This is a genomic window from Paenibacillus chartarius (genome assembly GCF_042432825.1).
GTDB lineage: Bacteria > Bacillota > Bacilli > Paenibacillales > NBRC-103111 > Gordoniibacillus > Gordoniibacillus chartarius.
This window is the reverse complement of record NZ_JBHLWN010000140.1, coordinates 1-1729: the sequence shown is the minus strand read 5'-3', so window position 1 is coordinate 1729 and position 1729 is coordinate 1. Positions and strand designations below refer to the sequence as shown.

Sequence of the window (1729 nt, the reverse complement as noted above, 5' to 3'; positions counted from 1 at the left end):
TGTTTCACCCCCAAAAAGGGATGCGAACAAACTTTCCTCTTGACTTTTTCAAAACGCCCCAATAATCGCCGAGAAGGCAGTTTTTGCCTACCTCTTGGAGAATTGGGTGATCGTTTTGAAACTGGTTTCTCGCTCTCATCACGACTACTTGACCTTCGTATGCGAACAACTGCGAAAGGAGTACGACACACCGGAAGCCATGTTGTTCTTGCAGCACTTCTACGGCGACTTGATCTTCTGGATCACGGCGATCGACCTGTCCGCCACCGCTTCCTTGATGCGTTCGACTTACTCCGCCAATCCCAAAGGCCGCAAGCCTCACGACCCCGCCGACATGCTCCGCTGCTTGCTTCTCATGACCAAGCTCGGGTTGAGCGTCGATGAGGGGGTCATCGCGATTCGTACGACGCCGGTCTATGCCATTCTCTGCGGCTTCAAACCCGGACAGTCGCCGGGTGTCGGGACGTTCTACGACTTTTTCCCGCGGCTCTGGCGGGCATCCACTCCGCATAAGACAGGACGACTCAAACGCCGCTTGAAGAAGCCGCGAAAGAAAGGCAAAAAGAACGAAAAGCAGGAACCCAAAAATCCGAAAATTACGGAGAAACTCGTCTCCCGCATCCTGCGCGAAGGCCAGATCCACTACACGCCCAAAGAACATGATCTCTTGCAACAACTATTCCAAACGATGTTCGTCCTGCCTTCTGCGGCGAAAGGATTACTTGGCGATACCCGTTCTTTTCGCGTCATCGGCGACGGCTCTCCGGTTGAAACCGGCGCGCGATCCTACGGCAAGTTCCTTTGCGATTGCCGCCAGTCGGGCAACTGGAAATGTTCCTGCAAACGGCAATTTTCCGATCCGGATGCCGATTGGGGCTGGGACAGCTATCGCGAAAAATATTACTACGGGCGTACGCTCTACATGTTCACGTCAGCGGATAGTCCTTACAATCTGCCCGTGTACCCGCGACTGTTCCGCGCCAGCCAGCACGATGCCGTGTCCTGGATTTGCGGTTACCGTGAACTTCGCTACTGGTACTCGGATTGGAAGGTGGGAGAGGCGATCCTGGATTCCGCCCACGACGCCCTCCCGATCTATACCATGCTGGAGCATGATGATGTTTCCGCCATCATCGACCTGAATCTCAGGCGCTCCGGGCAAACGGTATACCATGAAATGAAAATTGATTCCGACGGCGTTCCTGTCTGCCCGATCGGACGCAAGATGGTCTGCTGGGGCAAGTGTCCAGGACGACAGCGCATCAAGTGGCGCTGTCCTGCCAAAGTCGGAAAATGGGAATGTCCGACTCCATGCTCGCCTTCCGCGTACGGAAGAACGTTCTACACATCCACGGCGGACAATCCACGCCTGTTTCCGCGCATCCGACGCGACAGCAAGGAGTGGAGAGCGCGTTACGCATTACGAACCGGCGTCGAACGCTGCATCAAGCGCCAGAAAGTCGATTACAACCTGGAAGCTTCGCGCGGGCGCAGTTCCCGTCACTGGAACATTCGCGTGTACTTGATCGCTATGTGCCAGCATGCTGACGCATGGCTGGAAGAAGCAAAGAAGCAACGCCAGCCGATGTCCATTGAGGAGTGGCTGAAAGGCTTAACAGCCGCTTGATGAAGCACGGTTTATATAGCATTTTTTTAAAATGCCCTGGATTAGGGTTCTTCGGCATGCACATTCTTGAAAACAGCTTTCAAACATGCCATTTCATCGGCG

Annotated in this window: 1 protein-coding gene; it reads left to right on the top strand. The window is 54.4% G+C overall.

Annotation, left to right across the window (positions count from 1 at the left end; translation table 11 throughout):
* The first annotated feature begins 106 nt into the window (after window positions 1-106).
* Window positions 107-1627, top strand: a complete 1521-nt coding sequence (locus ACFFK0_RS30665; protein WP_015253995.1) for a transposase — start codon at window positions 107-109, stop codon at window positions 1625-1627.
* Window positions 1628-1729 lie beyond the last annotated feature (102 nt).